Consider the following 25,754-nt stretch of genomic DNA (forward strand, 5'->3'; position numbering starts at 1 on the left):
CAGACCCACCCATGGATGCGCGGGTACTAAGCGTGCGTGGGTTTATGCGGCGGCGAGCGGTAATTGCACGATCGCCACCATGCCGTGGCCGGTATTTTCCAGACGGATATTGCCGCCATGGCGCTGCACGATATTGCGCGCAATTGCCAGGCCCAGCCCCACGCCCCCGGTCTCGCGCGAGCGCGAGCTTTCCATGCGATAGAACGGCTCGAACACCTTGTCCAGATAATCCTCGGGCAAGCCCGGGCCCTGATCTTCGATGCGGATATCAACCAGCCGACCACGCCGCTCGGTGCTCACCACCGCGACATCGCCATACTTGATCGCGTTATCGATCAGATTGGTCATGCAACGCTGCAAAGAGGCCGGATTGGCGCGGATGGCTACGCCGCTGCGATTGCGCAAGGTCACATCCTGACCTGCGTCGGCGGCATCGATGCAGACTGTCTCCAGCAATGAATCCAGATCCAGATTCTGCATATGGTCCGCCGTGGTGCTGCGGGCAAAATCGAGGCCCTCACGCACCAGTTGCTGCATTGCGGCCAGATCATTCAGCAATTGCGCGCGCAGTTCCGGGTTTTCTACCTTTTCCAGGCGCAAGCGGATGCGGGTAAGCGGGGTCTGCAAGTCGTGGGCTATCGCGGCCAGCATGAATACGCGCTGCTGGATATGAACCCGGATTTGCGCCTGCATCGCATTAAACGCGGCGATGGCGCGGCGGATTTCCCACGGACCTTCTTCCTGCAGCGGTTGGCGTTCAATGTCCGCACCGAGCTCACTGGCCGCCCGTGACAGGCGCCGCAGTGGCGAAATCACCATCCGTGCCGCCACCCAGGCCAGCGCGGCAATCAGCGCAAAAAACACCAGCAAATGCACCGGGAAGGGCCGGTCGGCGCCAAACGGACCAAATGGCGGCATCGGTCCACCAAAGGCGGAGCCGATGGCGATATGTACCGTGGTGCCATCCTGCAAGGCAAGGTCGGCGCGCATGCATGGCACTTCGTTTTTCGGCGGCGCGCCGCCATTAGCCTCTGGCTCCGGGCGTACTTCTTGCGGACCGCCAAAGCCGTCTTCCGGTCGACCGCCAAAGGCGCGATCTTCCGGATTGCGCGGAAAGCGCACACAACGTTGCATGGCGCTGGCATGAAGCACCTGGACCGCGCCCGGCACCTTGGCGCGCAACGATGCCATCAGCGCCAGATCGTCGTCGCCACGCACCGTGGCATCGCCGCCCAGCGAGGCACGCAAGCCGACATGGCCGCTTGACGTCACAATGCGCGGCCGCACTTCCGCCGGAATGCCATTCAGCAAATGCATGAACTGCGCTACGCGTTCGGTATCGTGTTGCGCGCGCAGTTGCTGCATCGATTGCTGTTCTTCGCGACGTGCCAACTCAAACGTCAGCACAATCGCCAACACCACACCCGCCGCCAGCAGCAGAAAGATGCGATTGGTCATCGAACCCGTCAGCTTGTGCCAACGGCGGGTGAGGCGTGCTTTCAATGGTCTACCGTCACTACGGCTGCCAGCACGTAGCCTTCGTTACGAACAGTTTTGATCAGTTGCGGCGACTTGGCATCGTCGTCCAGCTTTTGCCGCAAGCGGCTGATCTGCAGATCAATCGAGCGCTCAAACGGCTCGGCATCGCGGCCTTGCGTCAGATTAAGAATCTGGTCGCGATTGAGTACGCGCTGCGGATGTTCCAGCAGCGTTTTGAGCAAGCGGAATTCACCGCCTGACAACATCACCAGCACGCCGTCGGGGCGAACCAGATGGCGCGCGCGCAGATCGAGCGTCCAGTTGGCAAAACGCATGGCGGTGGCGTCCGGCGTGTCGAGGTTCGGCGGCAGTGCCCAGGTACGCCGCAACACCGTGCGCACCCGCGCCACCAACTCGCGCGGCTCGAATGGCTTGGTCAGATAATCATCCGCGCCCATTTCCAGGCCAAGGATACGATCGACCGGATCGCCGCGTGCGGTCAGGATGATGACGGGCAGGTTGGAACTGGAGCGCAGATTGCGGCAAAGCGTCAGGCCATCTTCGCCCGGCAATGTAAGGTCTAGCACCACCAGATCAACTTTGTTGGCGTCCAGCATGCGTTGCATACCGGCGCCGTCGCTGGCGGTAAACGCTCTAAAACCGTGGGTATCCAGGTAATCGGCCAGCAGGCTGCGGATTTCGTGGTCGTCGTCGACGACGAGAACGCGGGTGGGGGTCTGGTTTTCCATAAGCGCCATCAAAGAGTTACGCGCACATCGGGGTGCGTGAGCGGGTTATCACCGTGCCATTTGTATCAAGCCGGGCTGCCAGCGAATGTATGTGAATCACCCCCGGCCCGAAAGCCGGTTTTGTATCGCCACGTATCAAGTGCGCGCCCAAACTTGCATTGATACAAATCTTTTGCGGGCGCGCGGGCATTGTCAAAATCGCGTAGGGCGTACGTAACCGGGGCCGACGGGCGGTGGCGTCACGCCCCGATCCGCCGCGTTCAGGGCAGCAAGGCGAATTCACGCGCGCCGGGTTCGCGGCGCAAATCGGGCACGGTAAAGAAGATGGTGGTGCCTTCGTTAACCTTGCTCCGCGCCCAGATGCGACCATCGTGCCGGTGGATGGCACGCTGGGCGATGGCCAGGCCTATGCCATTACCGGCCGCATCACCCGGGCCATGCAGGCGGTGGAAGGGGGTAAACAATTTGCCAGCCTGGGTCATATCAAAGCCCAGGCCGTTATCCCGCACATAAAACACCGGTTGGCCGCCGGTGGGGTTCATGCCGAATTCGATCTCGGCGTGATCGCGCGTGGCGGTGAACTTCCACGCGTTATGCAGCAGATTGTGCAGCACCACGCGCAGCAACCGCGGATCAGCCCAGGCGTGCAAGCCCGGGCGCACCAGCAACTGGATCTGGCGCGTGGGTTCCAGTGCGTGCAGTTCTTCGATGACGTCATGGGCCAGCGCGGTCACATCAACCTCTTGCCGCCGCACCTCGCTGCGCGAAATTCGGGTTAGCGCGATCAGATCCTCAATCAGCATCGACATATTCAAAACCGCAGTGCGGATGCGCGCCAGGTAGTTGCGGGCGTTGACGTCGAGTTTCTCGCCATAGTCTTCTTGCAATACCTGGCTAAAGCCGTCGATGGTGCGCAGCGGCGTGCGCAAATCATGCGAAATCGACCACGACAAGGCGTCGCTCTCGTGCTGCACCGTGGCCATGGCGCGGGTGCGCGCTTCGATGGCCTCTTCCAGATGATTGCGGTAGTTCTCCAGCTCTTGCGCGGTATGGCGGCGCGCGCTGATATCCACCAGATAGCCTTGCAGATGCTTGCTGCCGTCCTCGTTCACCGTGGCGCTGGCGGCCAGCCAGACCCAGACCACCTGGCCTTCCGCACCAATAAAGCGGCACTCGATCTGGCTATGCCGGGTCTGGGTAAACTCGGAAAACACCGGATAGAGCAAATGACGGTCATCCGGGTGCAGCACATTGACCAGAAAGTTTTCCTGATACCAGCTTGCCAGTGGGTAACCGAGCAAGCCTTCCGCCTGCGGGCCCACGTAGGTAAAACTCCAGGCTTCCGGGTGCGCATCCCACGGGATGACCTGGGTGTTTTCGACCAGCCGCCGATAGCGGTCTTCGCTGGCGCGCAGGGCCAGCTCGATCTGGCGGCGGCTCAGCAAATCGGCTTCGAGTTGCAGGTTTTTTTGTTCCAGCGTCTGGATCAGTTGGCGTAGGGAACGCCGCGTATGCTCCAGATTGCGCCCGAGGCGGCCGAGTTCGTCATTGCGCTGCCATTCAAAGCTTTCGCTCAGGTCTTGTTGCGCCAGCTGCAGCGATTGCCGCGTCAGCCGGTTTACCGGTCGCAGCAGGCGCGATTCCAGCAAGAACAGGATCAAGCCCATGCTGATTGCTACCTGCAGCGCCACTGCGATCAGATAAATTCGTTGATTGGCGTGGATTTGCGCCACGACGCGGCCGTCGTCCAGCTCCACGCTGATGGTGCCAATATTGTTGCCTTGCTTGCTGACGATGCGGGAGAGCTTGAACAGATGGCCCGTCACCCGATCGGGCCGGTCGGCGCTCAAAAACCGGCCGAGGGTGGCGTCGTTGACGCTGATGCGCACCACGCGTTCGTCGCTCATAAAAGACTGGAGCAGCGGGCGACCGGCTTCGGGCGACAGATTCCACAACGGTTCTTGCATGCCCAGCGCCAGCACGTCGGCGATGCGGGCGTGATCGGCGTGCAAGTCGGCTTCCGCTTTGGCCAGTTGGCGATCAAGGCTGAAATAACCGTTGATGCTGGCGGGCAACAGCAGGCCCAACAACAAGGCAAGGATCAAGGCGGTGCGCAGAGAAAGATTCATTCGGCCCGGAGCATGAGGTTTGAATACGCGGTGTCCGACCCTTGGTAAACGGGGGCGGGGCGTTTGAATTCATCTTACATGATGCCGCCGTGGCTGCCGCCCGCGCCGTGTCTGCACCTTGCGTTGCGCGCAACACATGCCGCCGGCATGGCCAGGATGGCGGCATAATACGGGCTCGCAAAGACAGGTGATTCCAACATGCGCGTAATGGTGTTAGGGGCGGGGATAACGGGGGTGACTTCGGCCTGGTATCTGGCGCAAGCCGGGCACGAAGTCACGGTACTGGAACGCGGCCATGCCGCTGCGCTCGAAACCAGTTTTGCCAACGGCGGCCAGATTTCGGTATGCCATGCCGAGCCGTGGGCCAATATCAAAGCACCGTGGAAGATATTGCAGTGGTTGGCCGAAGACGATGCACCGCTGGTCTGGCGCATGCGGGCCGATCTGGCGCAATGGCGGTGGGGTCTGCGTTTTTTGCTGGAGTGTGCACCGCAGCGGGCACGGCACAATCTGCAATCGCTGGTACGGCTGGGTCTGTATAGCCGGCAATTGCTACAAGAACTGCGCGCGCAGTTGGGCTTTGATTACGACCAATCCACCCGCGGCATCCTGCATTACTACACCGATCCCAAAGAATTTGAGTCCGCCTTGCCTGCCGCTGCCGCCATGCGCCAGCTCGGCCTGCAACGCACGCCTGCCGACGCCGCCCGTTGCCTTGCCATCGAGCCAGCCCTGGCACACAGCCATCGGCCCATCGTCGGCGGCACTTATACCGAGAGCGACGAATCGGGCGACGCGCACCGCTTTACCCAGTTGCTGGCGGCGCGCTGTGAACAAGCGGGCGTCCGCTTTCGGTATGGCGTAAATATCGAACGCATTGTGACGCGCGCCGATCAGGTTGTGGGTGTGCAGATTGCGGCGGAAGATGAACTCGCCAGTGCCGATGCTTACGTGGTGTGCCTCGGCAGCTACACCCCGCACTTGCTGCGGCCGCTGGGCGTCAAACTCGATATTTATCCGGGCAAAGGCTACTCGGTGACGATACCGCTGGCTGAGGGCGATAAAGCACCCCAGGTCAGTCTGACCGACGACGGCCACAAGCTGGTGTTCTCGCGGCTGGGGCAACGTTTGCGGGTGGCCGGGATGGCGGAATTTGCGGGCTACGATTTGCGCATAGATAAAGCGCGTTGCCACGCGTTGCTGACGCGGGTGCAGGAGATATTCCCGCATTTATCTGGCTATCAGCATGCGGAATTCTGGACCGGGCTGCGCCCGTGCACGCCAGGCAATCTGCCCTATATCGGCAAGACCGGGATTGCAGGTCTGTTCGTCAATAGCGGCCATGGTACGTTGGGCTGGACCGAAGGCTGCGGAAGCGGCCGCGCTGTGGCAGATATGGTGGATAACCGCCGACCCGAGGTTGAATACCCCTTTATGCTGGCCGCCTGAGCCAAAAAAAATAGGGTGGGTCGAGACCCACCATTCAAAGGCAACGAGAAGCACATCAATATGTACTTTTCTGCGGCTTTGAATGGTGGGTCTCGACCCACCCTATGGGTGGTGCGTTTTACTCGACGCGGTAGTTCGGTGCTTCTTTGGTGATCTGCACGTCATGCACATGCGATTCGCGGATGCCGGCCGAGGTGATCTCGACGAATTCCGCTTTCTTGTGCATTTCGTCGATGGTGGCGCAACCGAGGTAGCCCATCGAAGAGCGCAAGCCACCAATCAACTGATGCACGATGGCAGTGACCGAGCCTTTGTACGGCACGCGGCCTTCAATGCCTTCCGGTACCAGCTTGTCGGCGTTGGCGGTGTTTTCTTCCTGGAAGTAGCGATCGCTGGAGCCTTGTTGCATTGCGCCCAGCGAACCCATACCGCGGTAGCTCTTGTACGAGCGACCCTGATACAGCTCGACCTCGCCCGGTGCTTCTTCGGTACCTGCCAGCAAACCACCCAGCATGACCGTGTGGGCGCCCGCGGCGATAGCCTTGGAGATATCGCCCGAGAAGCGGATGCCGCCATCGGCAATCAGCGGCACGCCAGTGCCTGCCAGCGCGTCAGCCACGTTAGCGACGGCAGAAATCTGCGGTACACCTACGCCAGCCACAATCCGCGTGGTGCAGATCGAGCCCGGGCCAATGCCGACCTTGACTGCATCGGCGCCCGCATCAACCAGTGCGCGCGCAGCGGCGGCGGTGGCGATATTGCCGCCGATGACTTGCACATTCGGAAAATTGCGTTTAACCCAGTTAACGCGGTCGATTACGCCTTTGCTGTGGCCGTGCGCGGTGTCGACCACGATGACGTCCACACCGGCTTCAGCCAGCAGCGTAACGCGATCTTCAGTGCCTTCACCGGTGCCGACAGCAGCGCCAACGCGCAGACGGCCGAGTTCGTCTTTGGACGCAAACGGGTGTTCGCTGGTCTTGATAATGTCTTTAACGGTAATCAGGCCACGCAGCTGGAAGCTGTCGTTAACCACCAGCACGCGTTCGAGCTTGTGGTCATGCATCAGGTTGCGGGCTTCGTCGATGGAACCGCCTTCACGCACGATCACCAGCCGCTCTTTCGGGGTCATGATGCTGGCGACCGGCACGTCGAGACGGGTTTCAAAACGCAGGTCACGGTTGGTGACGATGCCGACGACCACGCCGCGGCTATCAATCACCGGAAAACCGGAGATGCGATGTTGACGCGTCAGCGCCAGCACATCACGCACCAGCATTTCGGGGGCGACGGTCAGCGGATCTTTAACGATGCCGGACTCGTAACGTTTGACTTTGGAAACTTCTTTGGCTTGCAACCGTGCCGACATGTTCTTGTGCACGATACCGATACCGCCTTCTTGCGCCAGCGCAATGGCCAGCGGGGCCTCGGTGACCGTATCCATGGCAGCGGAAACGAGCGGCAGATTAAGCCGGATGTCGCGAGTAAGCTGCGTAGTGAGGCTTACATCACGCGGGAGAACTTCAGAATGAGCCGGGACGAGCAGGACGTCGTCGAAGGTAAGGGCTTTTTGTACGATGCGCATTTGTGCGAATCCTTTCACGCCAAAAGTCGATTGTACCGAAAGAATCGCCGTACGCCTATCCTGTTGTCATGTCTAGCGCTAACTGATGGGTGTGGCGGTCGGCGTCACTGGATCGGCGGGTTTTAATGCCTATGATGCAGAGTGTTCAGATCATCCTTATTACAAGAACAACAGCGAGTCCCTCTGCATGCCGCATTCCGCATCGCCCGACGCGCCAGCGCCGGCGTCCGCTTCGCCCCATCCCGCTGCGTTGATCTTGTCTGGCGGGGGCGCCCGTGCTGCCTATCAAGTCGGCGTGTTGCTGGCCATTGCGCGGCTGTGGCCGGCGGGCAGCGGCAACCCTTTTCCCATTATTTGCGGCACTTCGGCCGGCGCGATCAACGCGGCGGCTTTGGCAGCGCGGGCGGATGATTTTCATGGCGCGGTACGGCATCTGGGCAACTCCTGGCTGCGGCTGACACCGGATCAGGTTTATTACGCCAGCGCAGGGGCGCTCGCCAAAAGTGCGCTGCACTGGGCCAGTTCTTTATTGCTGGGTGGCTTGGGGCGGCACAACCCGCGCTCATTGCTCGACAACCAGCCGCTACGGCAAATGCTGGCCGCGCTGGTGGATTTTCCCGGCATCCGCGCCGCCGTCGCGCGCGGCGATTTGTCCGCGCTGTCGATTACCGTTTCCGGCTATACCTCGGGCCAGTCAGTCAGCTTTTTTGAAGGCGCGGATTGCCACAGCAACTGGCAGCGCGCCTCGCGTCTGGGCGTGCGCGAGAATATCGAGCTGGATCATCTGATGGCATCCAGCGCCATCCCGCTGGTGTTCCCCGCCGTGCGTTTGCATCGCGAATACTTTGGCGATGGTTCGGTGCGGCAAATCGCGCCCATCAGCCCGGCCATCCACCTGGGTGCGCAACGCATCCTGGTAATCGGTGTGGCACCCCAGCGCGAACTGCCGCCGCGCGAAAAAGTGCAGGACTATCCCTCGCTGGCACAAGTGGCGGGGCACTTGTTGAATAGCGTGTTTCTGGATGCGATGGAAACTGACCTTGAACGGGTACAGCGCGTCAATCGCACGCTGGGTTTGTTATCGGCTGAAACAGTCGCGACGCAGCAAACCGATCTGCACCCGCTGCAGGTTTTGACCATCGCGCCGTCGCGCCCGCTGGAAAAACTGGCGATGCCGCACCGCAAAACCTTTCCGCCTGGCTTGCGCTTTATGTTGGGTGGGCTGGGCGCATTCCGCCGCAATGGCTCGGTTCTGGCCAGCTATCTGTTATTCCATCATGACTATGTGCGACAACTGATCCGCCTGGGCTACCGTGACGCCATGGCGCAGCGGCAGGCGTTGTGTGAATTTTTGGCTATTGGCGCTCCAGCGTCCGCTTTGAAGTCAAGACAAAGCGGATCAGGAACAATTTGAGCCTGGGTCAGTCTTCCGCTCGTGCCGCGCGGCACTTACAATGGCGATTGATAAAAACAATCGCGATATAACATCCAATAAATCAACAGGTGGCAGACATGGTCAAGTGGCGGCTCGGTTTTCTGGGATTGGCGTTGGTGTGTGCAGGCAGTATGGCGTTTGCACTGTATGAGCAATATTACGAATTTGTCAGTCCGTGCCCCTTGTGCATCTTTCAGCGCATTGTGGTTATTGCCTTTGGCGTGCTGTCTTTGCTGGCCGCTGTGTTTCCCGTGCGCGCCAGCCGCTTCTGGCCGGTGGTGCTGACGCTGGTGGGCCTGTCCGGGATGGGCGTGGCCGGGCGGCATATCTATATCCAGTATTTTATGGATACCAGCCAGTTGGCCTCGTGCGGCCCCGGCCTGGAAGTGATGCTGCAAAAGCAGCCGTGGCTGCAGGTATTCCGTTCGGTGTTGGTGGGGCACGGTGAATGCGCGGTTATAGACTGGAAATTTCTGGGTCTGAGCCTGCCGTGCTGGACCTTTGTGTTGTTTGTAGCGTTGACCGTCGGAGCATGGCTGGTCTGGAAATGCCAGGGAAAGCGTAAATGACCTTAACTGAACTCAGATATATCGTAGCCGTGGCGCGCGAGCGCCATTTTGGCCGAGCCGCCAATAGCTGTTTTGTATCGCAGCCGACCTTGTCGGTGGCGGTCAAAAAGCTGGAGGACGAACTCGGCGTCACCCTGTTTGAGCGTGCGGCAGGCGAAGTAACGCTCACCCCCATCGGTGACCGGGTGGTCGAGCAAGCGCAACGTGTGCTGGAAGAAGTGCAGGTGGTCAAGCAACTGGCCGAGCAGGGCAAAGACCCGCTGGCCGGGCCGCTCAAGCTGGGCATTATCTACACCATCAGCCCCTATCTGTTGCCGCATCTGATTCCGCAAATGCGCGAAATCGCCCCGCAAATGCAGATCTTGCTGGAAGAAAACTACACCGGCCGCCTGGCCGAAATGCTCAAGCAGGGCGAAATTGATCTGGCCATTCTGGCGGAGCCGTTTCATGAACCCGGCATCGCCACCCGGGCCATCTATGACGAGCCGTTTGTGGTTGCTACGCCTAAAGGGCATGTCTGGGAAAAGTTTGAACAGATCGATTCGGCACAACTGGCGGATGAGAACGTGCTGCTGCTGTCGCCGGGCAATTGCTTCCGTGACCATGTCTTGCAAACCTGTCCCGATCTGAACCGCGAAAGCCTGCCTGCCGGTAGCCTGCAACGCACGCTGCAAGGCTCGTCGCTGACCACCATCCGGCATATGGTGGCGGGCGGCATCGGCGTGACCGTGCTGCCGGTCACCTCGATTTCGCCCGGTGATTCGTCGCTGCTGACTATCCGGCCGTTTGCCGAACCCGTGCCAACGCGGCGGGTGGTGCTGGCGTGGCGCCGTAATTTTCCGCGACTGGCGGCGGTGGAGGCGGTGCAGGAAGCGATCCTCAACAGCGATCTGCCCGGCGTGCAGTTTCTGCAAGAAGAGCCGGTTGCAGCCTGATGTGATGCTCGCTCTATATAGATAAGCAAACCAATAAGTAAGCGCGCCCGCGCGGCGCGCATGGAGAACATGTTTTATGGCATCCCCTGTAGTCATCATCGGTGCGGGCCTGGCCGGTTATAACCTGGCGCGCGAATTTCGCAAGCTCGACCCGACCGCGCCGTTGGTTGTCATCGCCAACGACAAGGCGGGCTTTTATTCCAAGCCTATGTTGTCGAATGCCTTGGCCGGCAAAAAGACGGTGGAAACGCTGGTCATGAAGTCGGCGGCCAAAATGGCTGAAGAACTGAATGCCATCATTCGCGCCGACACCGAAGTGGTGGGTGTCGACCTGGCTTCCAAAGTGCTGTTGCTGTCCGATGGCCAGGCGCAGCCGTATCGCGACCTGGTGCTGGCTGTTGGCGCGCAACCGGTGCGTTTGCGCTTGCAGGGTGATGCGGCTGACGAAGTATTGTCGGTCAATCATATTGAAGACTTTGCGGTCTTCGCGCAGGCACTCGAAGGCGCCCAGCGCGTCGCCATTATTGGTGGCGGCCTGATCGGTTGCGAATTCGCCAATGATTTGCTGGCGCGCGAGATTGCGCCGGTGGTAATCGAAGCGGGCGCATGGCCATTGCCGGGCTTGCTGCCCGATGTCGCTGGCGCCTGGTTTGCCGCGCGCTTGACCCAGTCCGGCGTGCGTTTTGTGCTGAACACCACGGCGCAGGCAGTTAATAAATCCGGCAATGGGTATGCCGTGACCTTATCCAGTGGCGAAGTGATTGAATGCGATCGCGTGCTGTCGGCCGTCGGCCTGCACCCGAACACGGCGCTGGCCGAAGCGGCGGGCTTGCATGTGAACAAGGGTGTGGCGGTGGATCGTCAATTGCGCACCAGCAATCCCAATGTGTTTGCGTTGGGTGACTGTGCCGAAGTCGAAACCATCCACTTGCCTTATGTGATGCCGCTGATGCACGCCGCGCGCACGCTGGCGCAGGTACTGGCCGGCAAGGATGATGTGGCGCTGGCTTATCCGGCTATGCCGGTGCTGGTGAAAACGCCCGCTTGCGCCACCATCGTGGCACCGCCCGCGCATGGCGCGTTGGGCGAGTGGCAAGTGCAAGCGCAAGAAGACGCGGTCGAGGCGCACTTTGTCGGCGCTGATGGCCAGTTGCTCGGCTTTGCTTTGCTGGGTGCGGCGACCAAGCAACGTCAGATCTTGAGTGCGAAATTGCCGCCCGTACTGCCGTAATCGACGCCCGCGCCAGCGATCAATCTGCGGTGTGTACCACCGGCTCAATGCCGAGGGTACGCAGCTTTTTGATCGCAGCGTCGGCTTCGGCTTTGGTTTTGAACGGACCGATCTGCACGCGCGTTTCCAGATAAGCCGGGACGCCAGCGTTTTGCAGTTGCCGCAGCATTTTGTCGGCATTGGCTTGGTGCAGAAACACGCCAGCCTGCACGGCATAGCCGTTGCCGACCGGATGCGTTTCAAAATTGCGCGCCGCCGGAGTGGCGGCCGCAGCGACGGGTGCGCTTGTCGTGCCGGTGTCATACAGCGGTGCCAGACTCAATGCCGGTTCGCTGCGCGCTGCGCTTTTGTTGCTGGCGGCGGGCGTGGTGCGGTTGTTGACCGGGCTGGGCTGGGTGGTGCCGCCGCTGCGCGCGGTGGCGGGGGCGGTGTTCTGGTTTGTAGTTGCTGCGGTTGGATTGGCCAGCGGCGCATTGGGCACATAGCGCGGCGCTGTTTCGGCGCGATGGCTGGTCACTGGCGCGATGCCTGGTACTTCCGTCGCGACAGCGGCTGTCGGCGTAAGGGTTGCGCTGGTCGGCGTTGGTTGTGGCGTAACTGGCGGGGTCGGTTCGCTGGTCGGCGCAGGTGCGCTGGCGGCAACGGCACTGGCAATCACGTCGCTGGCAGTGACCGCACTGGCAGTAGTGGCTGCATTTGCAGCGGCACTGGCTATCGTCGGCGTGCTGGCAATCTGGGTTGGAACGGGGCGGGGGGTGCTGGGCAGGATCACGTCCTGGCTGGCGTCGGGTCGGTCGAGCAGCCAGATGCCGCCCAACACAATAATGATCAGCCCGGCGGCAATACCCAGGCGCCAGAACAGTTGTTCTTTAAGCCGGTTCTGCTCTGCCTGCTGCAGGATGGGGTCCAGTTGGTCGCTCATCTGCCGAATCGGGGTTGAGTTTGTTATAATGCCCGGCTGTCTGGCTGCAAGACGCCCTCGGCGTGCACCGATCATGAGCCGCGATGCCGTATTTGCAAGGTGTCGCAGGCGAGCAGTAAATCATCAGCAATCCCCGCAAGTCAATCACACTGGAGCAATAAATGGCTATTGAACGCACCCTGTCCATCATCAAACCTGACGCAGTTGCCAAGAACGTTGTCGGCAAGATCGTTGACCGCTTTGAAACCGCTGGCCTGAAGGTTGTGGCTGCCAAGCTGGTGCAACTGTCGCGCGCCGAAGCCGAAGGCTTCTACGCCGTGCACGCTGCCCGCCCGTTCTTCAAAGACCTGGTTGACTTCATGGTTTCTGGCCCGGTGTTCGTGCAGGTTCTGGAAGGCGAAGGCGCCGTTCTGAAAAACCGTGACCTGATGGGCGCGACCGATCCGAAAAAAGCCGACAAGGGCACCATCCGCGCTGACTTCGCTGAATCGATCGATGCCAACGCCGTTCACGGTTCCGATAGCGCCGAAAACGCCGCGATCGAAATCGCTTACTTCTTCCCGGCTAGCCAGGTTTACAGCCGCTAAGCGGGCAGATTGCGGGAGCTCTGGATATGTCGGTCAATTTGATGGATTACGATGCGGAAGGCCTTGCCGAGCTGATGATCAGCTACGGTGAGAAGCCGTTTCGCGCCAAACAGTTGATGAAGTGGATTCACCAGCGTGGTGAGACTGACTTCAGCAACATGACCGACATCGCCAAGGGCTTTCGCGAAAAGCTGCAGGCCGGCGCCGTGGTCAAGGCGCCTGGCATGCTAGCCGAGCATGTGGCCAGCGACGGCACCACCAAGTGGCTGCTGGATGTGAATGTCGGCAACGGCATCGAAACCGTGTTCATCCCTGAAGATGACCGCGGCACGCTGTGTATTTCTTCGCAGGTTGGCTGCGCGCTGGAGTGTTCGTTCTGCTCCACCGGCCGCCAGGGTTTTAACCGCAATTTGTCGGTCGGTGAAATCATCGGCCAGTTGTGGTGGGCCAATAACCGGCTGAGCGCTGAACAAGCGCGGGTTGGCGCGCCAGTGAACGATGACGGCCGCATTGTCACCAATGTGGTGATGATGGGCATGGGCGAGCCGCTGGCCAACTTTGATAACGTCGTGTCTGCGCTGCAGATGATGCTGGACGACAATATGTACGGCTTGTCACGCCGACGCGTTACCTTGTCCACTTCGGGCATGGTGCCGGCCATGGACCGTCTGCGCGAAGCCTGTCCGGTGGCGCTGGCCGTCAGTCTGCATGCGTCCAATGACCGTATCCGGGATGAAATCGTCCCCCTGAATAAAAAATATCCGCTGGCGCAATTGCTGGCGGCCTGCAATCGCTACCTTGAAAAAGCCCCGCGCGATTTCATTACCTTTGAGTACGTCATGCTTGAAGGGGTGAATGATCAGCCCGAACATGCGCGTGAGCTGGTGGCCTTGTTGCGCGATACCCCTTGTAAGCTGAATCTCATTCCTTTCAACCCCTTCCCGAATTCGGGCTACAACCGATCCGGCCGTGATGCTATTCTCGCGTTCCGTGACATCCTGGTGAACGCGGGCTACATCTGTACCGTGCGCAAGACGCGCGGTGACGACATCGATGCCGCCTGTGGCCAGTTGGCTGGGCAGGTCAAAGACAAGACGCGTCGCACCGCGCGCCTGGCCGCGGAGACCCGGCCGATTACATTCAGATAAAACCAACAGAGGGGAAGTGCATGATCCGGCGGTATCCGCTTTTGATGTTCTGCCTGGCAATGTCATGCTTGAGCGCGCAGCACGCTCTGGCCGATGACAGCACTTCTTCCGGAGACCGCCGCGCTGCGGTGCATACCCAACTGGCTGGCGAATACCTGAAGCGGGGTCAATACAACGTGGCGGTGCAGGAAGTGCGCGAAGCACTGACCACCAGCCCGCGTTATCCCGCCGCCTTTGGCATGCTGGGCCTGATCTACGCCGAATTGCGCGACGACGCCCAGGCCACCGCCAATTTCAAGCAAGCCCTCGAATACGCACCGAATGACCCCGATCTGAACAACAACTACGGTTGGTATCTGTGTGGTCACGGCAAGCCGCAAGAGGGGGTGCAGTATTATCTGAACGCACTCAAGAACCCCTTGTACCCGTCGCCCGACAAGACCTTGCTCAATGCCGGTCAGTGTGCCGAATCGGCGGGCGACTTTGCTAACGCCAAAGATTATTTCAGCCGGGTAATGCGCTACCGCCCGGACAGCGTCGATGCACGCTTTCAGTTGGCAGATCTGGGAATCAAAACCAAAGATTACGTGCTGGCGCGGCAAAACTATAACGACGTGCAACGTATGACTCAGCCCAGCGCGCAGGTCACCTTTCTGGGCCTGCGGCTGGAACACGCGCTGGGCAACAAGGACGCCGAAGCGCGCCTGTCCGAAATCCTGAAGCGGCAATATCCGGATTCCATTGAAACCACCCGGTTGTTGAGCGGTCAGCTTGACTGAATCCGCTAACATCAAGGCAAGCCGGAACACCGGCGGACGATGCAATGAGTGAACAAGAACAGAACCTGCGCGCGCACGGGCCCGGTACGGTACTGAAGGCGCGGCGCGAAGAGCTTGGGCTCGATATCGATTACGTGGCCACCCAGCTCAAATTGTCGCAGCGCCAGATTGATTCGATCGAAAGTGATCGCTTTGATCAGCTGCCAGGCAATACCTTCGCGCGTGGCTTTGTGCGCAATTACGCGCGCATGCTGCAGCTTGATCCAGCGCCGATCATGGCCGATCTGGAACGACTGCTGCCACACGAACGCACGCAAGCGGCACTGCCGCACGTGGCGGAAGAATCGTCTGCGTTTAACTTGAGTAGCGGTAGCGGCTCGGGCGGACGCTGGATGGTGGGCCTTGGCTTTGTGGTGGCCTTTATCGGCGCCGTGGGCGCGATCCTGTGGTATTTGCAGCAACCGGCCTCGCCCGAGCTGGCAACGCCTGCGGTGGCTTCGGCGCCCGCGCTGGAAGCGCCCCCGGCCATGGCAAGCGCCGCTAGCGATGCCGCTGTGGTGGCAGACGCCAGCGCTGCTGCACCGGCGGTAGAAGTGGCCAATGCAACCACGCCCACGCCGTTGCCTGTGGCGCTGCCAACATCCGCGCCCAAGCCCACCGCTACGCCGACACCGGCGCCGGCCGTGGTGGCCAGTGCTCCGCAAGGCGACGGTCCGGTGCGCCTGGTGGTGGCCGAAGATTCATGGGTACAGATTACTGATGCCAGCGGCACGCGCCTGGTGGGTAATCTGCTCAAGTCGGGCACAGACCGCAGCTTTGGCGGCACGGGCCCGTATCACATCAAGATTGGCAACGCGCCCGGCACCAAGCTGTATCTGCACGGCCAGGAAGTCGATCTGACCCCGTATATCAAGAACAATGTGGCAACGCTGGAACTGAAATAAGCGGTTCTACTCCAGGCAGAAATCATGATTACCGATAGCATTCCTCGTCGTCCCACGCGCCAGGTGCGCGTGGGCAATGTCTGGATAGGCAGCGATCATCCGATCGTGGTCCAGTCCATGACCAATACCGATACCGTTGATGCCGTCGGCACTGCGCAGCAGATTTACGATCTGTGGCGCGCCGGTTCGGAGATGGTGCGCATTACCGTTAATAGCCCGGAGGCCGCCTCGCAAGTGGCGCGCATCCGCGACATTCTCGCCGCCAAGGGCTGTGAGGTGCCGATTGTGGGTGACTTCCACTTTAACGGTGACCGTCTGCTGCGTGATTACCCGGAATGTGCCGAGGCGTTGGCCAAATACCGCATCAACCCGGGCAATGTGGGCAAGGGCTCGAAAAAGGACGAGAAGTTTGCGTTCATGATCGAAAAAGCCATTGAGTACGACAAACCAGTACGCATTGGCGTTAACTGGGGCTCGCTCGATCAGGCGTTGGCTGTGCGCTTGATGGACGAAAACTCAAAGCTGGCGCAGCCGCTGCCTGCCGACGCTGTAATGCGCGAGGCGCTGATCCGTTCCGCGCTGGATTCAGCGGCGCAAGCGGTCAGCTGGGGTCTGGCACAAGACAAGATCATCCTGTCGTGCAAGGTGTCGCACGTGCAGGATCTGATCAAGGTCTACCGCGATCTGGCGGGCCGCTGCGATTATCCGCTACACCTGGGTTTGACCGAAGCCGGCATGGGCTCGAAAGGCATCGTGGCATCGTCGGCCGCGCTGGCGGTGCTGATGCAGGACGGCTTTGGCGACACCATCCGTATTTCCTTGACGCCAGAACCCGGCGGTGACCGCGCGCGTGAAGTGATTGTGGCGCAAGAACTGTTGCAAACCATGGGCTTGCGTTCGTTTACGCCACTGGTGACGGCGTGTCCAGGCTGCGGCCGCACCACCTCAACCGTATTCCAGGAACTGGCGCAGGGCATCCAGCAATATCTGCGCGAGCAAATGCCGATCTGGCGTCTGCAATATCCTGGCGTGGAAGACCTCAAGGTGGCGGTGATGGGCTGTGTGGTGAATGGCCCGGGCGAATCCAAGCTGGCCGATATCGGCATCAGCTTGCCCGGCACCGGCGAAGTGCCGGTGTGTCCGGTGTATGTGGATGGCGAAAAAACCGTCACGCTGAAGGGCGATCGGGTGACCGAAGAATTTCTCGCCATCGTGCAGGATTATGTGGTGACGCGTTACCAGGAAGGCGGCGCCAAGCGTCGCGAAACCGCCGCACCCCGCAGTATTCCGCTTAAACAAATCTGACCGCTGCGCGCCGCCTGAGCTTGGGCGGCGCGTGTCTTTACCCATACCGGATTGATCAAATGAGTAAAAACATCGAGGGCGTTCGCGGCATGAATGACGCGCTGCCCGTCGTTACCAAGGGCGCACCGATCGCCACCCCGGCCTGGCTGTTTCTGGAAAACGTGGCGCGCGAATGGCTCAATGCTTATGGCTACAAGCAGATCCGCACCCCCATCGTCGAATCGACCGATCTGTTTGTGCGCGGCGTGGGTGAGCACACCGATATTGTTGAAAAAGAAATGTACTCGTTTGAGGACAAGCTCAACGGCGAACGCCTGACGCTGCGCCCGGAAGGCACGGCCGGCACGGTGCGCGCATGCATCGAGCACGGCCTGCTGTACAACCAGACCCAGCGTCTGTGGTACATCGGCCAGATGTATCGGCACGAGCGGCCGCAAAAAGGGCGCTATCGCCAGTTTCATCAGATCGGCGCGGAAGCATTTGGCTTTGAAGGCCCGGATGTCGACGCCGAACAAATCGTGATGATGGCCGATTTTTTCAAACGCCTGGGCTTGACCGGCCTGACGCTGGAGCTCAACACCCTGGGCGAAGTCAGTGAACGCGCGGCGCATCGAGCTGAGCTGATCAAGTATCTCGAAGGCTTCAAGGCGCAGCTGGACGAAGATGGGCAGCGCCGCCTGTATACCAATCCTTTGCGCGTGCTGGATACCAAGAACCCGGCGCTGCAAGAAATGGCGAACAACGCGCCGCGTCTGCTCGACTTCCTCGGTGAGAAATCACGCGCGCACTTTGAAGGGCTGAAGGCCTTGCTGGAAGCGGCGGGCGTGGCTTATGTGATCAACCCGCGCCTGGTGCGTGGCCTTGATTATTACAATCTGACCGTGTTCGAGTGGACCACCACCGAGTTGGGCACGCAGGCCACGGTGGGTGGCGGCGGTCGCTACGATGGTCTGGTCGAACAACTGGGTGGCAAGCCTTGTACCGGCGTGGGTTTTGGTCTTGGCATCGAACGTCTGCTGCTGTTGCTGGAAGCGCAGGGGATCGTCGCCCCGGCCGCCGTGCCCGATGTTTATCTGGTGCATAGCGGCGAAACCACCGCGACTGCTGCGTTTACCCTGGCGCACACGCTGCGGCAGCAGGGTCTGGCGGTGGTGCTCAATTGCGGTGGGGGCAGCTTCAAATCCCAGTTCAAGAAAGCCGACGCCAGCGGTGCGCGCTTTGCCATCGTGCTGGGGGATGAAGAAGTCGCCAACGGCACGGCCAACCTCAAAACCCTGACCGGGGCAGAGGCAGGCGCGCAAGTGACGCTGCCGAGCGCGGACCTGCTGGCCAGAATTCGGGCATAATCCCGAGAGTTTGCGGTCTCTACAGAATAACGACGGGCGATCCACGTATCGCTGATACAGGAATTGATGATGGCTTTTGATCTGCAAGAACAAGAACAGATTGCCCAGTTAAAAGGTTGGTGGGCCGATTGGGGCAAATACCTGACCACGGCCGCTGCCGTTGCACTGATCGCCTATGGCGGTTGGACCGGCTACAACAGCTGGCGCGATAGCCAGGCCGCTGCTGCTGCCGATCTGTATGGCCAGCTCGAAGCACAATTGGGTGGCGATGCCGCCAAAGTGCGTGAAAGCGCCGACAAGATCAAAGCGCAGTACGGCGACAGCGCCTATGCCTCGCGCGCTGCCTTGCTGGCTGCCAAAGCCAGCGTGCGTGCCAACGATTACAAGAATGCACAGACGCAGCTGGAGTGGGTGGTTGCGCATGCCAAAGAAGCGGAAGTGCGCGATGCAGGCCGTTTGCGCCTGTCCGCTGTGTTGCTGGATCAAAAGGCGTATGACGAAGCCGTAAAGGCATTGGGCGGTCGTGAAGTTGACACCAATGCGGGCTTGTTTGCCGAGTCGCGCGGCGATGTACTGGCCGCTAAAGGCGACAACAATGCGGCACGTGACGCATACAAAGAAGCGCTAGCCAAGTTAGCGAAAGACGCGCCCAATGCGAAGTTCGTCCAAGTAAAACTTGAAGCTCTCGGAAACGCCTGATCATGTCTTTGCACCGTAGAAACACCCTCCGTAGCGTTGCGCTGGCCACGCTGACTGCCGCTGTGCTGGCCGCTTGCGCCGCCCCGAGCAATGCCCCTGAACCATCAAAGCTGCCTGTGGTGACCAATCAGGTCAACGTGGCTGTGCAGTGGAAGCTCAGTGCGGGTAGTAGCACCAGCTATCGCTATCTGCCTGCGCGCCTGGGCAGTAGCCTGGTCGTTGCGGGAGGTCCTGACCGCCTGGGTATGTATCAGCTGGCCGACGGCCGTCGCGAATGGGACGTGCGCTTGCCGCAAGCCATCGCCGGTGGCGTGGGCGCGGGCGAGGGTGTGATTGCGGTGGGTACGCTCAAGGGCGTGTTGCTGGCTTATGACGCGCAAGGCAAGTTGTTGTGGCAAGGCCAGGCCAGCAGCGAAATCATCGCGCCGCCGGCCGTAGGTCATGGTGTAGTGCTGGTGCGTACCGGTGACGGTAAGGTCGCTGCGTTTGATGCGGCCGATGGCAAGCTCAAGTGGCAGTTCCAGCGCCAGATGCCGGCGCTGACCATGCGCAACTACGCGCCTATCGTCATTGATGGCGGTTACGCCTATGCCGGTATGCCGGGCGGTCGTCTGGTGGCGCTGGCCACGGGCGATGGCCGTGTACTGTGGGATAGCCCGGTGGCCGTGCCCAAGGGCGCCACCGAAGTCGAACGCGTCTCCGACGTAGTGGCTGCGCCCGCCGTGGCCGGTGGTATTGTTTGCGCCGTGTCTTATCAAGGCCGCGTCACTTGTTTCGACAAGGTGAACGGCTCGGTGCAATGGTCGCGTGAGACCTCCAGCTTTGCCGGACTGGCGATTGATGGCGGGCATGTGTATGTGACCAACGATCAGGGCCATGTGCTGGCCTATGAGCGTGACACCGGCCGCAACGTCTGGACGCAAGAAAAACTGTTTGCTCGCACGGTGGGCGCGCCCGCCCTGCTGGCAGGTAATGTGGCGGTGGCCGACTATCAAGGCTATATCCACCTTCTGAACACCGATACTGGTGAATTTGTGGCTCAGCTCCGTACGGACGACAGCCGCATTGCCGCCGCTCCTCAAACCTGGGAAGACCATCTGATCGTACAGTCACAAAAAGGTGACGTATTCTCGGTGGGCGTTAAGTAAATAAAGTAGAAGCATGAAGCCAACCATTGCCCTTGTCGGGCGCCCGAATGTGGGTAAATCCACGCTGTTCAACCGGCTGACCAAAACGCGTGATGCGCTGGTCGCCGACTATCCGGGCCTGACCCGTGATCGCCACTACGGCCATGGCCGTGTGGGCGATCGGCCGTATCTGGTCGTCGATACCGGGGGCTTCGAGCCTGTGGTCGACGACGGCATCATGCATGAGATGGCCCGCCAGACCTTGCAGGCCATCGATGAAGCCGACGCCATTATCTTTATCGTTGATGGCCGCTCCGGCTTGACCCCGCAAGACAAGATCATTGCGCAGCGTCTGCGCCAGACCCAACGCCCGGTGTATGTGGCGGTGAACAAGGTCGAAGGCATGACGCGCTCGGTGGTGACCGCCGAGTTCTTCGAGCTGGGTCTGGGCGACCCGGGCGCCATCTCCGCCTCGCATGGCGAAGGCGTGCGCGAAATGATCAACGAAGTGCTGGAGCTGTTCCCGGTCGAGGAAGAAGAGGAAGAGGCCAATCATCCAAAGTTTGCCGTGATCGGCCGTCCCAACGTGGGCAAGTCGACCCTGGTCAACGCCGTGCTGGGCGAAGAGCGCGTGATTGCGTTTGACGAGCCGGGCACCACCCGTGATTCGGTCTATATCGACTTTGATCGCGGCGACAAAAAATACACCATCATTGACACCGCGGGCGTACGCCGTCGCGGCAAGATCGATGAAGCCATCGAGAAATTCTCGGTGGTCAAAACCATGCAGGCGATTGAAGACGCCAACGTGGTGGTGCTGGTGCTCGATGCCACGCAAGAAGTGTCGGACCAGGATGCGCGTCTTGCCAGCTTTGCGCTGGAAGCCGGCCGTGCCATGGTCGTCGCCGTCAACAAATGGGAAGCCGCCAACCTGGAGCAGCGCGAAATCATCAAGCGTGAAGTGCTGCGCAAGGTGGGCTTTCTGTCGTTCGCCCAGTTCCATTACATCTCGGCGCTGAAGGGTCAGGGTCTGGCCGAATTGTTCAAGTCGATCGATCAGGCCTACCACGCCGCGATGATCAAGATTCCGACGCCCAAACTGACGCGCGCCCTGCAATTGGCCATCGAACGGCAACAGCCCCCTTTGGCTGGCAAGATTCGCCCCAAGTTACGTTATGCCCACCAGGGTGGTACCAATCCGCCCGTGGTGGTGATCCATGGCAACGCGTTGGAGAAGGTGCCCGCCGTGTACTGGCGTTATCTGGAATCCACGTTTGTGAAGACGTTCAAGCTGCAAGGCACGCCGTTGCGGGTGCAGTTCAAGCTGGGCGATAACCCGTATCAAGAAAAAGAAGAAGTGTCGCGCTCCAAGCCGGGTCTGGTGGCGACGCGTAAGGCAAAGGTCGCAGAGAAAGCGAAGTTCAAGCAGCGCTTGGCGGCAAAGAAAGGGCAGTAAGCAGCATGGCGCGACTTGCATGCCCAAGGCGCGCCAGTACTGTGATGTAGCGTGTGATCGGTTGAACTCTGGCATTGTCTGGTCAGACCGCTGGACCGCCTGCATTGCAGTGCAGCATGGCTTCCGATGGACGGGCGGCACGGTCGTTCCGCCTATTGGCAGCTAACGCATTTTGTACTATAAGCGTAAGACAGGCTTTAGAAAGCAGAGCAAATCAGGCTGATACACACAGTCCTTTGACCGCCAAACAATAACGCATCGGAGAAAAAACAATGAGTACCAAGGGGCAAATGCTACAAGACCCGTTTTTGAACATCCTTCGTAAAGAACACGTGCCGGTTTACATCTATCTGGTTAACGGCATCAAGCTGCAGGGCCAGATCGAATCGTTTGACCAATATGTGGTGCTGCTGCGCAACAACGTCACCCAGATGGTCTACAAGCATGCCATTTCGACTGTGGTGCCGTCGCGCCCGGTCAATATTCCGCATGAGCATCCGCAGCAAGCCAGCGTTGCTGCTACGCCGGAAGCCTGATCGCTTCGTTTTGCGACCAGACCTGAGCCCCGGTGGTTACCGCCGGGGCTTTGTCGTCCAGGGCTTCGCTATCATTATTTATCGCGCGCGTTACACGCCGCTTTCATGAGACACATACCCCTCTATGTTTGATCGCCACAAGGGCGGAGATCGTGCCGTCCTGGTTTGCCTTGATTTTGGCGAGCCGGATTACCGGGATGGCCAGGAAGAATTTGTCCAGTTGGTCACTTCGGCAGGTGTAACCCCGCTGGCCGTGGTTGAAGGCAAGCGTAGTCGGCCTGATCCGGCTTATTTTGCCGGCACCGGCAAGGTGGAAGAGATTGCCGAAGCGGTGCGTGCGCATGAGGCCGAACTGGTGATCTTTAACCATCAGTTATCCCCCGCGCAGGAGCGTAACCTCGAGCGCGCCATGCAATGTCGCGTTATCGACCGCACCACGCTGATCCTCGACATCTTTGCGCAGCGCGCTCGCACAGCCGAAGGCAAATTGCAGGTGGAGCTGGCGCAGTTGTCCCATATCGCCACGCGTCTCGTGCGCGGCTGGACTCACCTTGAGCGCCAGAAGGGCGGTATCGGCTTGCGTGGCCCCGGCGAAACCCAGCTGGAAACCGACCGCCGTCTACTCGGCATCCGCGTCAAACGCCTGAAGGCGCAGCTGGAAACCGTACAGCGCCAGCGTGCCACGCAGCGTCGCGCGCGCGAGCGCCGCAACGAGTTTTCGGTGTCGATTGTGGGCTATACCAACGCGGGCAAATCCACCTTGTTCAACACCCTGACCAAGGCGCGTGCCTATGCCGCGGATCAGTTATTTGCCACGCTCGATACCACCTCCCGCAAGTTGTTTCTGGATCAGGAACATTCGGTGGTGATTTCAGATACCGTCGGTTTTATCCGCGCCTTGCCCCATACGCTGGTGGCGGCTTTCCGTGCCACGCTGGAAGAAACCATACAGGCCGATTTGCTGCTGCACGTGGTTGACGTCAATCATCCGCTGCGTGATATGCAAGTGGCTGAAGTCAACAAGGTGCTCTCTGAAATTGGTGCGGAACGCATTCCGCAATTGATGGTCTGGAACAAGATCGACCTGAAAGGGCTTACGCCCGCAGTTGAGCCTGACGAGTATGGTAGAATCCGCGCCGTGCGGGTAAGTGCCGCGCAAGGCTTGGGGCTGGATTTGCTGCGAGGCGCACTGGTCGATTCAATGAGTCAACCCATCGAGGAACAATAAAAATCCATGAGTCAGAACGATCCGCAGTGGGGCGGTGGCCGCAAAGACGGCCCGCCCGATCTGGACGAAATTCTTCGCAATATAGGCAACCGGGTCTCCCGCTTTTTTGGTGGCGGCAACGGTAACCGGCCGCCCGCTTCGGGTGGAGGTGGCCGCATGCCAGGGGGTTCCACTGGCGTACTGGCTATCGTCGGCGTCATTGTTGTGTTGTGGCTCGCGTCCGGCTTTTACGTGGTCGATGAGCGCGAAAACGCCTTGATCTTGCGCTTTGGCCGCTATGTCGAAACCGTCAATAAATCCGGCCTGAAATGGCATTTCCCCTATCCGATCGAAAGTCGCGAAATTGTTAATGTGACTGAAATCCGTAGCCTGGAAGTGGGTGGCGGCGGCGACGGCAGCGGTGATGAATCGATCATGCTGTCGGGCGATCAGAACATCATCCAGGTGCAGCTTGAAGTGCAGTACACGCTCAAGTCAGCTCAGGATTTTGCCTTTGATAATCGCTTTTCCGATCGCGATGGCAAAGACATGGTCAAGCAAGCTGCCGAGACCGCAATACGCGAAGTCATCGGCCGCAACAAGGTCGACTATGTGCTGAACGAAGGCCGCGGCAAGATCGCTGAAGATACCAAAGAGCTGATCCAGCAATTGCTGGATAAATATGGCGCAGGCATCTCGGTGTCACGCGTCAACATCAAGGACGTGCAGCCGCCTGAGCAAGTGCAGGCTGCGTTTGCCGACGCGGTGAAGGCACGCCAGGACAAAGCGCGCCTGATCAACGAAGGCACCGCCTATGCCAACGACGTGATTCCGAAAGCCAGCGGTACGGCTTCGCGCTTGTCGGAAGAGGCGCAGGGCTATCAGCAACGTGTTGTGGCGCAGGCTGAAGGCGATGCATCGCGCTTCAAGCAGGTTGAGTCCGAATACGCGAAGGCGCCGCAAGTTACGCGCGACCGGATGTATCTCGACACCATGCAGCAGTTGTTCAGCAACACCACCAAGGTACTGGTGGATCAACATGCAAGTGGCAACCTGTTGTATCTGCCGTTGGACAAGCTGATTCAATCGACCAACCCCGGCCAGTCTGCCGATACCGCCACCACGCGTGCGGCGGACGTACCGGCGACGACTGATTCTGTACCCGTGGCACCCACCAATCCGCTGGCAGCACCAGCTGAGCGTGGTTCACGAGACGGTCGTTAACAGGGGATGGCAATGAACAGAATTATTCCAACAATCGCGGTAATCCTCGTTGTGCTCTTTGTGTTGAGCTTGTCGCTGTTTACGGTGGATCAACGTCAGTCGGCCGTGGTGTTCCAGTTCTCGGAATTCCGCCGCGTGCTGTCTGAGCCGGGCATCTACTTCAAGGTGCCGCTGCTGCAGGACGTGCGTTATTTCGACAAGCGTATCCAGAGCATTGACGAAGCCGAGCCAGCTCGCATTCAGACCATCGAAAAGATGAATGTGAAGGTCGATAGCTATATCAAATGGCAAATTGTTGACGTGGAGCGTTACTACCGTGCCGTGGGTCTGGATGAGTCCAAAGCGGTAGATCGGCTGCGCAATACCGTTAACAACATGCTGCGCGACGAGTTCGGCAAGCGCACGGTGCAAGACGTGATCTCGGGTCAACGTGATGCAGTCATGGCGCGGGTGCAGCAAGTGGCGGATGCCGATGCGGCACGGATCGGTGTGCGTGTCGTGGATGTTCGTATCAAGCGCGTCGAGCTGGAAGACAGCACGCTCAGCTCGGTGTACGAGCGCATGCAGTCGGAGCGTAAGGCCGTTGCTAACCAGCTGCGTGCCGAGGGGTCAGCTGCCGCAGAAAAGATCAAAGCCGATGCGGATCGTCAACGCGAAGTGATCCTGGCCGATGCGTATAACCAGGCCCAGCAACTGAAGGGCGAGGGTGATGCCAAAGCCGCCGCGATTTATGGCGCAGCCTACGGCAAGAACCCGGAGTTCTACGCCTTCTATCGCAGCATGGATGCGTACAAGCAAAGCTTTAACCGCAAGAGTGACGTGATGGTGGTGGACCCGAGCTCGGCCTTCTTTAAATACATGAAGAGCCCGCTGGGTAAGGAAGCCCCTGCTGCCAAAGCGGGCAAATAAGCTC

23 protein-coding genes are annotated in these 25,754 nt (G+C 59.9%); 18 read left to right on the forward strand and 5 right to left on the reverse strand.

Features of this window, described 5'->3' with window-relative positions; genetic code table 11:
- Window positions 1-42 precede the first annotated feature (42 nt).
- The 3 genes from ACYQ1A_RS00680 to ACYQ1A_RS00690 form a co-directional block, all read right to left on the reverse strand.
- The gene (locus ACYQ1A_RS00680) at window positions 43-1,503 is read right to left on the reverse strand and encodes an ATP-binding protein (RefSeq protein ID WP_499359347.1); all 1,461 of its coding nucleotides are present in this window, start codon (window positions 1,501-1,503) and stop codon (window positions 43-45) included.
- Entirely contained in the window at window positions 1,500-2,228 is a 729-nt protein-coding gene (locus tag ACYQ1A_RS00685; protein ID WP_499359348.1) for a response regulator, read from the reverse strand. The genes ACYQ1A_RS00680 and ACYQ1A_RS00685 overlap by 4 nt, the downstream gene beginning before the upstream one ends.
- Window positions 2,229-2,488: 260 nt before the next feature.
- On the reverse strand, window positions 2,489-4,357 hold the full coding sequence (locus ACYQ1A_RS00690; RefSeq protein WP_499359350.1) for an ATP-binding protein: 1,869 nt from the start codon (window positions 4,355-4,357) through the stop codon (window positions 2,489-2,491).
- 198 nt (window positions 4,358-4,555) lie between these two features.
- On the opposite strand from ACYQ1A_RS00690, the gene ACYQ1A_RS00695 reads away from it, so the two are divergent.
- Window positions 4,556-5,806, forward strand: coding sequence for a D-amino acid dehydrogenase (locus ACYQ1A_RS00695; RefSeq protein WP_499359351.1), 1,251 nt, complete (start codon window positions 4,556-4,558; stop codon window positions 5,804-5,806).
- A gap of 118 nt (window positions 5,807-5,924) precedes the next feature.
- Here ACYQ1A_RS00695 and guaB read toward each other — a convergent pair whose 3' ends face one another.
- A complete protein-coding gene (gene guaB, locus ACYQ1A_RS00700; RefSeq protein ID WP_499359352.1) occupies window positions 5,925-7,391 on the reverse strand; it encodes an IMP dehydrogenase in 1,467 nt (488 codons plus the stop codon).
- A gap of 187 nt (window positions 7,392-7,578) precedes the next feature.
- On the opposite strand from guaB, the gene ACYQ1A_RS00705 reads away from it, so the two are divergent.
- The 4 genes from ACYQ1A_RS00705 (at window position 7,579) to ACYQ1A_RS00720 (ending at window position 11,561) form a co-directional block, all read left to right on the forward strand.
- Complete coding sequence (locus ACYQ1A_RS00705; protein WP_499359354.1) at window positions 7,579-8,805, forward strand: patatin-like phospholipase family protein; 1,227 nt, start codon at window positions 7,579-7,581, stop codon at window positions 8,803-8,805.
- Between the two features lie 98 nt (window positions 8,806-8,903).
- Window positions 8,904-9,395, forward strand: coding sequence for a disulfide bond formation protein B (locus ACYQ1A_RS00710; RefSeq protein WP_499359356.1), 492 nt, complete (start codon window positions 8,904-8,906; stop codon window positions 9,393-9,395).
- Entirely contained in the window at window positions 9,392-10,330 is a 939-nt protein-coding gene (locus tag ACYQ1A_RS00715; RefSeq protein ID WP_499359358.1) for a LysR substrate-binding domain-containing protein, read from the forward strand. The genes ACYQ1A_RS00710 and ACYQ1A_RS00715 overlap by 4 nt, the downstream gene beginning before the upstream one ends.
- Window positions 10,331-10,406: 76 nt before the next feature.
- Window positions 10,407-11,561, forward strand: a complete 1,155-nt coding sequence (locus ACYQ1A_RS00720) for an NAD(P)/FAD-dependent oxidoreductase (RefSeq protein WP_499359360.1) — start codon at window positions 10,407-10,409, stop codon at window positions 11,559-11,561.
- 19 nt (window positions 11,562-11,580) lie between these two features.
- Here ACYQ1A_RS00720 and ACYQ1A_RS00725 read toward each other — a convergent pair whose 3' ends face one another.
- Window positions 11,581-12,483, reverse strand: coding sequence for an SPOR domain-containing protein (locus tag ACYQ1A_RS00725; protein ID WP_499359361.1), 903 nt, complete (start codon window positions 12,481-12,483; stop codon window positions 11,581-11,583).
- A gap of 161 nt (window positions 12,484-12,644) precedes the next feature.
- On the opposite strand from ACYQ1A_RS00725, the gene ndk reads away from it, so the two are divergent.
- From ndk to hflC, 13 genes are all read left to right on the forward strand, one after another.
- Window positions 12,645-13,070, forward strand: a complete 426-nt coding sequence (ndk, locus tag ACYQ1A_RS00730) for a nucleoside-diphosphate kinase (RefSeq protein WP_053938137.1) — start codon at window positions 12,645-12,647, stop codon at window positions 13,068-13,070.
- Between the two features lie 26 nt (window positions 13,071-13,096).
- Complete coding sequence (rlmN, locus tag ACYQ1A_RS00735; protein ID WP_499359364.1) at window positions 13,097-14,218, forward strand: dual-specificity RNA methyltransferase RlmN; 1,122 nt, start codon at window positions 13,097-13,099, stop codon at window positions 14,216-14,218.
- Window positions 14,219-14,262: 44 nt separating this feature from the next.
- Window positions 14,263-14,997 carry a type IV pilus biogenesis/stability protein PilW gene (gene pilW / locus ACYQ1A_RS00740; RefSeq protein ID WP_499359892.1) on the forward strand — a complete coding sequence of 245 codons (735 nt, stop codon included), beginning with the start codon at window positions 14,263-14,265 and terminating at the stop codon, window positions 14,995-14,997.
- Between the two features lie 44 nt (window positions 14,998-15,041).
- Window positions 15,042-15,941: a RodZ domain-containing protein gene (locus ACYQ1A_RS00745; RefSeq protein WP_499359366.1), complete on the forward strand. Its 900-nt coding sequence runs from the start codon at window positions 15,042-15,044 to the stop codon at window positions 15,939-15,941.
- 24 nt (window positions 15,942-15,965) lie between these two features.
- Window positions 15,966-17,246: a flavodoxin-dependent (E)-4-hydroxy-3-methylbut-2-enyl-diphosphate synthase gene (gene ispG, locus ACYQ1A_RS00750; RefSeq protein WP_499359367.1), complete on the forward strand. Its 1,281-nt coding sequence runs from the start codon at window positions 15,966-15,968 to the stop codon at window positions 17,244-17,246.
- A gap of 59 nt (window positions 17,247-17,305) precedes the next feature.
- A complete protein-coding gene (gene hisS, locus ACYQ1A_RS00755; protein ID WP_499359369.1) occupies window positions 17,306-18,592 on the forward strand; it encodes a histidine--tRNA ligase in 1,287 nt (428 codons plus the stop codon).
- Between the two features lie 66 nt (window positions 18,593-18,658).
- Window positions 18,659-19,291 carry a tetratricopeptide repeat protein gene (locus ACYQ1A_RS00760; RefSeq protein WP_062222640.1) on the forward strand — a complete coding sequence of 211 codons (633 nt, stop codon included), beginning with the start codon at window positions 18,659-18,661 and terminating at the stop codon, window positions 19,289-19,291.
- Window positions 19,292-19,293: 2 nt separating this feature from the next.
- A complete protein-coding gene (bamB, locus tag ACYQ1A_RS00765) occupies window positions 19,294-20,439 on the forward strand; it encodes an outer membrane protein assembly factor BamB (RefSeq protein ID WP_499359372.1) in 1,146 nt (381 codons plus the stop codon).
- Window positions 20,440-20,452: 13 nt separating this feature from the next.
- Window positions 20,453-21,874, forward strand: a complete 1,422-nt coding sequence (gene der / locus ACYQ1A_RS00770; protein ID WP_499359375.1) for a ribosome biogenesis GTPase Der — start codon at window positions 20,453-20,455, stop codon at window positions 21,872-21,874.
- A 272-nt stretch (window positions 21,875-22,146) separates the two neighbouring features.
- Window positions 22,147-22,410 carry an RNA chaperone Hfq gene (gene hfq / locus ACYQ1A_RS00775; protein WP_053938145.1) on the forward strand — a complete coding sequence of 88 codons (264 nt, stop codon included), beginning with the start codon at window positions 22,147-22,149 and terminating at the stop codon, window positions 22,408-22,410.
- A 124-nt stretch (window positions 22,411-22,534) separates the two neighbouring features.
- The gene (gene hflX, locus ACYQ1A_RS00780; protein WP_062222632.1) at window positions 22,535-23,638 is read left to right on the forward strand and encodes a GTPase HflX; all 1,104 of its coding nucleotides are present in this window, start codon (window positions 22,535-22,537) and stop codon (window positions 23,636-23,638) included.
- Between the two features lie 6 nt (window positions 23,639-23,644).
- Window positions 23,645-24,841 carry an FtsH protease activity modulator HflK gene (hflK, locus tag ACYQ1A_RS00785; protein WP_499359379.1) on the forward strand — a complete coding sequence of 399 codons (1,197 nt, stop codon included), beginning with the start codon at window positions 23,645-23,647 and terminating at the stop codon, window positions 24,839-24,841.
- A gap of 12 nt (window positions 24,842-24,853) precedes the next feature.
- Complete coding sequence (hflC, locus tag ACYQ1A_RS00790; protein WP_499359380.1) at window positions 24,854-25,750, forward strand: protease modulator HflC; 897 nt, start codon at window positions 24,854-24,856, stop codon at window positions 25,748-25,750.
- Window positions 25,751-25,754: the final 4 nt, after the last annotated feature.

The sequence above is a fragment of the Silvimonas sp. JCM 19000 genome, from assembly GCF_054652575.1.